The organism is Bacteriovorax sp. DB6_IX (genome assembly GCF_000447775.1).
GTDB lineage: Bacteria > Bdellovibrionota > Bacteriovoracia > Bacteriovoracales > Bacteriovoracaceae > Halobacteriovorax_A.
On the sequence record NZ_AUNJ01000008.1, the window covers coordinates 1 to 8,235 of the forward strand.

An 8,235-nucleotide genomic window follows, 5' to 3' on the forward strand; every position below is an offset into this window, starting at 1 on the left:
AAAACTGACTCGTGGCCTCATTACCAAAATTAACATTGAACATAATCGCTAATTTATGCCCAGCAAAGAGAAAGCCAATAGCAAAAACAAAGAGAAAAATAATACCTTTATTTCTGATTTCTTTTTGTATCGTATTTGTAACAAGAGTAGGATTTAACATGATTCAGAACCTTTAATTAAACTAAAAAATCTATCTTCAAGAGTTCCCCCTTGTGCCACTTCAGAGACAGAACCAACTGCCTTAACTTGCCCATGATTGAGAATGACGATCTTATCGGCCATCTTCTCCATCTCCGCTAAAATATGAGAGTTAATGAGAACAGTACGTCCTTCATTTTTTAGATCGATACTTAGATCGCGAACTTCTTTTACTCCAATTGGGTCTAATCCAGAAAAAGGTTCATCCCAAATGATAAACTCCTGGCCACCAACAATAGAGCAGGCCAATCCAACTCGCTGGAGCTGTCCTTTAGAAAGTTCAGAAACTTTATTTCCCTTTAGTTCAAAGATTCCCAGTCTTCTAAGTGAGTTATCAATATTCTCTGAAATCTGCTCTTTAGGAACATCGTACATATTGGCATAGAAACGAAGAGTCCCTTCCACTGTATAGTAAGAATAGAAAGTAAATTTCTCTGGAAGATAGGCCAGCCTTCTCTTGGCCTGCTTACTCTGAATATCCATTCCAAAAAGAGATAAGCTTCCGGAATTTATTTTAAGTAAGCCTAAGAGAGATTTTACAAATGTTGTCTTCCCGGCACCATTAGGTCCCAAAAGCGCCACGACTTCGCCTTTATTCAAGGTAAGTGAAAAATCTGTAAGTGCTGTTTTTGTTCCATATTTTTTTAAAACGGAACTCGCTTCAAATACTACTTCTGACATATATAATCCTATTTTGTATCGTATGAATCAATTGAACGTGGTCTTCTGTCTTGGTCTACCGCAACATAAGTGAAAGTCCCTTCAGTAACTTTGACACGTTTAGTTTCAAAGCGACGAATAACCCAAGCCTCAATCTTCATTTTCAAAGAAGTATTTCCTTCCTTAATTGTACTACAATAGCAACAAAGAACATCCCCAACGATCACAGGTTTGTGAAAAGTCATCGTCTCTACAGAAACGGTCACAGTTCTACCATGGCATCGTTTTCCAGAATAAATTCCTCCGGCAATATCCATTTGAGAAAGAACCCAACCACCAAAGATATCTCCATTTGGATTCGTATCTCCTGGCATGGCAAGGGTTCTTACACAAAGCTCACCTTCTGGGCCATTTTCTAGTTCGTTTTCTATCTCTTTATTTTTACCCACTATTATATCTCCTCAAAATCATTACAATTAAATTATAATAACTATTACTAAAGAGCACAAATAAGTCTGCTTAGGAAAAATCATGCTGGATAAGAAAGATTTAACAATATTTACCCAAGCTTTTATCTCAAGTACCGTTTTTATTGGACTGATGAATATCGTCTACTTCAGCATTCAAGGCAAGGGCTTCACAATATTTGAACGCCTTCTCCTTTTGGCCGGAGGTGACTTTCTCTCAGGTGGCTATATTCAATGGTCAACATATTTTGCTTTTGTCTGGGCACTACTCGACATTAGAAGTCTCAAAAAAAGGGTTGTGGCCGAGACATCATATTTTAAGGCAAATCTTCTGCCAAAGAGTGAAAAACATATGATTATGGCCAATGACGTCTATGATATTCATCAAAAGATCAGAGAGTTTGAAAAGAAGCACGCCAAAACTCTTCTGACACAATTAATTAAAAACGCCTGTGCAAAATTTAGAAGCACAAAGAGTATCTCAGAAGTTCTCGATGTTATTAATATAATGACTGACCTTCATCGAGATAGCTCTGAAATGGAACAAACAAATATTCGCTATCTCCTTTGGGCCATCCCCTCTTTAGGTTTCATTGGAACAGTCCTAGGAATTTCTCAAGCCCTCATGATCGCAAATGGCAAAGACATGAAGGCCATTACTGCGACCTTAGGGGTTGCTTTTGACACAACTCTTGTGGCCCTTATTCTTAGTATTATTTTGATGTGGCTCTTCCATGATCTCCAAAAAGTTACTGATGGTTTCCATGTTAAAAGTAAAGAATACGTTATTGAGAATTTTATCAATAAGATTGAGATCTAATCATGCGTAGAAAGAAAGAGATAAATGTCTTTAATATATCATTTCTCGATCTTCTCTCAGGAGCTCTGGGAGCGGTGATTATTCTCTTTATCTCAGTTCCAAAGAATGAAGCAGTTGATAGCTCCACCCAAGTTAAAAAGGCCACCTGTACCATTGAGAAGAAACTGCTCAATAAGTGCGTCGACCAATCAAAGGCCAAAGATAAGGTCATTCAAGAAGGTCGCTTAACCATCAAGCAACTAAAAGAAGAGATTGCCAACCTACAGGCCCAAGTTGCGAGTGCAAAGAAAGTGAAGGAGCCACCCAAAACTCCAACAATTTCAAAGAATGGTGATCATGAAGTAGGCTTTGATTTTAAAGGCAAGAATATCGTCTTTCTCATCGATGTCTCAGGAAGTATGGCCGGAGAAAAGTTAGGACAGGTTAAGGCCGGCCTAAAGATGCTCATTGCCTCAATGGGAGAGGATTACAAAGTGGATATTGTCTACTTCCCTCACTCTCCTCGTCAAGATTATTACTCTCTTTGGGGAATTACCCAAGGAATGAGCACCATGGATGTTAAGAATGAAGTCTACAATTTTCTTGCTAAGTTAATGCCAAGAGGAAGTACCCCAACGAGGTCTGCCCTTCTCTATACTCTAAATAATTATCCAGAGCTTACTGATATTGTGCTTCTTAGTGATGGTGTTCCGACTCTCTCTGGTAGCTCAAGAAAAGATAATATCAATTCACTTATTGAAGAAATCGTGACGAAGAACTCTAGAGATGTCCAAGTCAATACAATTGGCGTGGGACAGAATAAATTCTCAAAGGGAAGTAATCTCTATCAATTTCTCAAGACCTTAGCTGATAAGACTAATGGTTTCTACTATGGTTTTTAAAAGAATTATTAAGAGATCTTAAAATCTCCTTCTTCAACTCCCGATACTCAGATCGAGGAATCTCTTGTGAAGAGTAATTCTGCCTGATAAATGCTTCGCGATACTTATTGGCCAGTTCTCTATCAACACCATGCTTTACCAAGATCTCGAGTAAATGTCCCGAGTGATTTATTCTTTCAACACTTAAAATCTTCTTAAGTTTTTGTACAAAATCTTCATCATAATTTAAAGAGCGTTGATATTTAGTAAGGAGCCTTATGAAATAAATAAGAAGAGATAATAGAATAAGTAAACCAACAATCTTCATATAGTCCTGAGATTTAAGTTCACTAACTCTCTGCTTATATCTTTCAAAGAGCACAAGTTGTCGCTCAAAATCAAATTCAAAGAAGGCAAAATTAAGCTGATAATAGATACTCTTTATATCATCAATAATCCCCACAATACCGCTATTCAGAGCAAAGTCACTCTGATCCTCTAATTCAGAAAAACGGGCAAAATCATTTCGAGGCATCTGTGAAGCTTGAACGATAGACCCCACCGGATCAAATTCAATCCATCTCTCTCCATCCCAGTATTCAATCCAGGCATGGGCGTTACCACCTTTGACGAGAACAAACTTATCTTTAGCATTAATCTCCCCACCGTAGAAGCCCCCAACCACATTGGCCGGTATTCCTAATACCCTTAAGGCCAAGGCAAAAGATGAAGCAAAGTGAATGCAGTATCCCCTCTTATAATTAAAGAGAAACTCACTGAGATCCTTTCCTTGATCAATCTCAGTCTCAAGTGAATACTCAAGATTCAAGGTACGGAAATTATCGATAAGAGAATTAAGTTTATCATTAGTACTCTCTCCTTCGACCTTTTCAAGAAAGTCAGTAAAACGCGAAGAGATATTCTTTTTTGGGTATTGAGTTGAAAACTTATCTGGCTTTCTTTGGGAAACACGATTATCACTCTTATCAATAAAGTTCAGAGCATAGAGACTTGTATTATCTTTGAGCGGTAGAATATCAAAATATGTATTTTCAAAAATTCCAAGAGGATTCTTATGCCCCACGACTTGGGTACTCTCAAGAAAGAATAAGGGTGTTCTTCGCCCTTCAACTTTTCTAACAATGAAGTCCGATTCAGCACTGCCCTTAACAGTTACCACTCGTGGTCTAACACCACGCTGTCGCCATGTTCTTCCATCCGTATAATTATAAGTCATCCCCCTCCAGTAACCACGACGAGGTAACTTCTTATACTTTGCAAAGAGATAGAGACGATCATCTTCAACGATCTTTTTAAAATCTCCAGGGCTGACACTTTCAGAAAAACCACCTTGCCCTGAGCGATCACCTACATACTTAAAGATATTACCAACTTTAACTTGAGGTACTATGAGAAAGATAAATGTTGAAAATAGAATTGAAGGCACAAGTATTTTTAGAAGCCTCAATCCTTGAAACCTGACTCCACTAACCATCGCAAGTTGGTAGAAAATATAGAGAATACTCCCAATGGATATGGCCAAATATAAGATCTGATCACTTAGAAGAACACTTCCACAGATAAATACAATCACAAGGGTATAATATGAAAGTCGATCTCGAATATTTTGTATTTCGAGATATTTGAGAAGGGCCAAAATCCCAATTGCGCAAACCATCGGCTCGACCTGCTTAATGGCCCCGTAAAGTCCACAAAAAGCGGGGAAAGCCCCAACGGCCATCACGCGCTTAATCATATGCCAACGACGTTGATTTTTGAAAAAGTAATAACTTGCAAGAGCGAGTATGAAATATAAGTAAAACCAAGGGGTAATCACAAGGATATTACTTAATGCGAGAATAATTAGAATGATAAGATCGGCCCTACTCAATTTCATGAATCAGGCTCCTTGCAATATCCATCATATGCTTTGGTCGCGAAACAATTCGAAAATGTTTCTCTCTACTTAAGTAGGCAAAACTCTTTGACTTTCTAATATGCTCCTGAATCTCATGACAGATAATTCCAACAGCTATCTCCTTATCTATCTTATTCAGTAGATTCTCATCAATCAGGTTAATATCACTTTCACCACCTAATTCTGTTTTAACAATAAGTTGTGAGGTTTGTGCATACTTCTTCCAATGAACACGACTGAGAGGCTCCCCTTGAATATAAGCTCGTAATTCAATATCATCATACTCTTTTTGAGAAGTATCCTTGTGGCGATTAAAACTTCTTTTAGAGACTTTAGGATAGATAATAAATTCTTCCTCACACTTTAGGTATTTCCATGTTGTAAAGAGAAAGAAAGGATAGCTAGAGCTCACTTTCATTCTCAAGTACTTTTTCACACCCCAATGAAAGAAATTATAATAGAAAGTAAATAGAGATTTCTTCTCATGAATCAGGACCTCTTTTGAACTCTTCTTATTGCCACTTTGATACTCGAGAATAAAGCTTAGCGAGGGATCATCTATTGCATGGGCATGAAATTTCACTCCATAGTCCTGTGACTGAGAAACCAGATAGTCTCCTTCAACAATTTGAATCTCTAAATTCTTCATATAACTATTTGACATAAATGCAGCAATAATAAAGAGAACAAAGAGCAATGCTGAAAGATAGTATGAGAAGGCATGTCCAAAGCTCACAGCTAGGATAATACTAAAAGAGAGTATCATTAAGTAGAGAAGTCCAAAACGGCTAGGAATAATGTAAACCCTATTCCCCGCAAGCTGCTTATTTCTTAAGCGGTGCCTCAACTTCTGCAAGAATGGATTTAACTTTATTAATTCCAAGATTAATATCCTCACCTGAGCTAACTCTATGGCCTAGAACATAAGGTGCAAAAAAAGAAATATCTTCAGGTATGACAAAACTACGACCATGAATTGCGGCCAAGACTCGAGAAAGCTTCTTAAGATCATGACCTGCTCTAATAGAAATATGGTTACCTAGTTCAGCGCGAACTTTATCCAGAACATCTAGAATATAATCGAGGCACGTTTCATTGATCTCAATTTTTGCTATATGATCTCTCAAATCCTCAATATCACCATTTGAGATGGGAGATTGAATCTCGAGTTCTGTTACCCTTGTCTCTTGTGACAGGATCTCTCGTTCAATTTCACGGGTATTTTCTCCCATAGAGAAACAGACTGAGAAACGATCGACTTGAGACTCTGGAAGCGGATGTGTTCCGACTTGGTCTTCAGGGTTTTGAGTGGCAATAACGACAAAGTATTTATTAAGTTGAAAGTCTTCCCCTTCAATAGAAACTTCACGCTCTTCCATGGCCTGTAAAAAAGCACTCTGACTTTTTGGTGAGGCCCTATTAATTTCATCGGCCAAGAGAACATTTGTAAAAATTGGTCCCTTACTAAATTTGAATGACTGTGATTTATTATCAAGATACTTAAATCCCAGAATATCGGAAGGCATAAGATCTGAAGTGAATTGAATTCTATTAAAATCTAAACCAAATAGAGATGCCATCGTATGAGCAAGTGTCGTCTTCCCCATTCCTGGAGCATCCTCTATAAGAATATGACCTCCAGATAAGATCGCCGCCACAGTAATAATACTCTGATCCTCTTTTCCAATAATTCTCTTCTTAGATTCATCAAGTAAACTTTGTAAGAGCTGTACAGGGGTTCTTTTTATAAAATTCAAATTCGCTTTCATAGATTTCCATTATATAGGAGCACCGAAAGGTACGCGAGTCCTTTTCGTAAAAACAGCAACTTATTTGTTAAATCGGCCAAAAGGACCCGCGTACCAAAATTACGAGGCAATCTTTGAGGAGTGAACAAAACCAGAATTGTAGAGTTATTTTGCTAAATACCAGAGCTAAGATATCGGAATTAATCCAATCATTGAGTAAATTGTGAAAAAAAGCTCAATGTCTTTGGGAAGCTATTTATAATGAATAGAAATTCAGACGACATCACTCACACCTTCCGCACGTTAGTTCCGTGAGTAAAGAATAAAATCTTCAGGGGACTGGTAGTGATGCGAGGGAAAGTTTACAAAAATTGTATTTCACTTATTCATTTAGGTGTCGCACTTGGACTTCTTTGTTCTTGTGCCGGGCCAATGAATCCGTTTAGTAGCGATACTAAGAATATATTCTCTAAGAATAAGGGGCTCTCTATCTGGGAAGGAGAGAGAAAACCAGCAACCGCTACAGGTGTTGATATTAGCTTCTACCCAAAGAAACAGAACTGGCATGAGTCTCATGACTTCTACATTATTTTAGAGTCAGATTTTGAGATTCTCAATCATAATAATATTAAGTTATTTTGGAATCACAAGGATATCACTCCTAGTTTAAATAATGTTAAAGAAATCGTTTACCAGAATAAGAATAATCTCATCATCAAAGTAAAGGGCCTAAGACTCTTGGCCAATAATGAAAATGATATTCATCTCTACTATGTCTCTTCAAAGGATAAGTCTGTTTACGGAAGAAAGTATGACCATCCAACTTGTGAGATAAACGAGCAGGCCTATGTCTATAATACTTCTCCATTTAATGTTAAAGAAAGTTTTATCAAACTCGTGGAAAAGGAATCCGTCAAAAAAGGAATCAACCCTTCTATGATGACGGCCTTAATCGCACAAGAATCTGGATTTGATGCGAAATCAGTGAGCCATGCCAAGGCCATTGGTCTAACTCAGGTAACAAATCTTGCAAGCCACCATGTTCTTAAGAAGCACCAAAACTGGAAGGCCGACAGAAGAATTAAGAAGCTACCTGTCCCTATTCTTAGAACGATGATCAAAATTGGAAAGATTTCTAAGAAACACGACTGGCGACTAGATAAGAGGAAATCCGTTCAAGGTGGTCTCGAGTATATCAAGTATCTTGAAAGGTATTGGAATGGAAATATTGATTTAATCGAAAGGGCCTATGGAACTAATTTTGATAAAGAGAAGATTCTAACTGAGCTTATCTTGGCCAGTTATAATTCAGGTCCCTATAGAATCAAGATGAGACTAATCAGAGATGGAAAGCTCTGGGCCAGATCAAAAGTTATTAAAGAAGCAAAGAACTATATCGGAAAAGTAAAGAGTTTCTGTTATCACTTCAATCAAAATAAGGGAGGGTTCTATGAAAACCAAGCCTCTAATTTTTAATATCTATGCTCTACTATTCTTGGCAATTGCCATTAGTATTCCTGTTCAAGTCTCGATGATCTATGGTCATGGAACGGCCGAGCTGGGA

At 37.7% G+C, this 8,235-nt stretch carries 8 protein-coding genes; 3 read left to right on the forward strand and 5 right to left on the reverse strand.

Annotated elements, in window-relative coordinates; all coding sequences use genetic code 11:
- Positions 1-153: 153 nt before the first annotated feature.
- Together M901_RS00235 and M901_RS00240 are read right to left on the reverse strand one after the other, a co-directional pair.
- The gene (locus tag M901_RS00235; protein ID WP_021276132.1) at positions 154-879 is read right to left on the reverse strand and encodes an ABC transporter ATP-binding protein; all 726 of its coding nucleotides are present in this window, start codon (positions 877-879) and stop codon (positions 154-156) included.
- A gap of 8 nt (positions 880-887) precedes the next feature.
- Positions 888-1,307 carry an acyl-CoA thioesterase gene (locus M901_RS00240; RefSeq protein ID WP_021276134.1) on the reverse strand — a complete coding sequence of 140 codons (420 nt, stop codon included), beginning with the start codon at positions 1,305-1,307 and terminating at the stop codon, positions 888-890.
- A gap of 82 nt (positions 1,308-1,389) precedes the next feature.
- Here M901_RS00240 and M901_RS16025 point away from each other — a divergent pair, with 82 nt between their 5' ends.
- Both M901_RS16025 and M901_RS00250 read left to right on the forward strand, forming a co-directional pair.
- Complete coding sequence (locus M901_RS16025; protein ID WP_021276140.1) at positions 1,390-2,145, forward strand: MotA/TolQ/ExbB proton channel family protein; 756 nt, start codon at positions 1,390-1,392, stop codon at positions 2,143-2,145.
- Between the two features lie 2 nt (positions 2,146-2,147).
- The gene (locus M901_RS00250; protein WP_021276136.1) at positions 2,148-3,026 is read left to right on the forward strand and encodes a vWA domain-containing protein; all 879 of its coding nucleotides are present in this window, start codon (positions 2,148-2,150) and stop codon (positions 3,024-3,026) included.
- Here the strand turns inward: M901_RS00250 and M901_RS00255 are convergent.
- The 3 genes from M901_RS00255 to M901_RS00265 are packed head-to-tail and all read right to left on the reverse strand — an operon-like array spanning position 3,001 to position 6,692.
- Positions 3,001-4,902, reverse strand: coding sequence for a DUF3488 and transglutaminase-like domain-containing protein (locus M901_RS00255; RefSeq protein ID WP_034719128.1), 1,902 nt, complete (start codon positions 4,900-4,902; stop codon positions 3,001-3,003). The genes M901_RS00250 and M901_RS00255 overlap by 26 nt on opposite strands.
- Positions 4,889-5,779 carry a DUF58 domain-containing protein gene (locus tag M901_RS00260; protein ID WP_198295308.1) on the reverse strand — a complete coding sequence of 297 codons (891 nt, stop codon included), beginning with the start codon at positions 5,777-5,779 and terminating at the stop codon, positions 4,889-4,891. The genes M901_RS00255 and M901_RS00260 overlap by 14 nt, the downstream gene beginning before the upstream one ends.
- On the reverse strand, positions 5,748-6,692 hold the full coding sequence (locus M901_RS00265; RefSeq protein WP_021276139.1) for a MoxR family ATPase: 945 nt from the start codon (positions 6,690-6,692) through the stop codon (positions 5,748-5,750). Before M901_RS00265 ends, M901_RS00260 begins: the two co-directional genes overlap by 32 nt.
- A 327-nt stretch (positions 6,693-7,019) precedes the next feature.
- Between M901_RS00265 and M901_RS00270 the strand changes: the two genes are divergently transcribed.
- Positions 7,020-8,147 (forward strand): lytic transglycosylase domain-containing protein, encoded by a 1,128-nt coding sequence (locus tag M901_RS00270; protein ID WP_021276137.1) that lies wholly within the window; start codon positions 7,020-7,022, stop codon positions 8,145-8,147.
- The last annotated feature ends 88 nt before the right edge of the window (positions 8,148-8,235 follow it).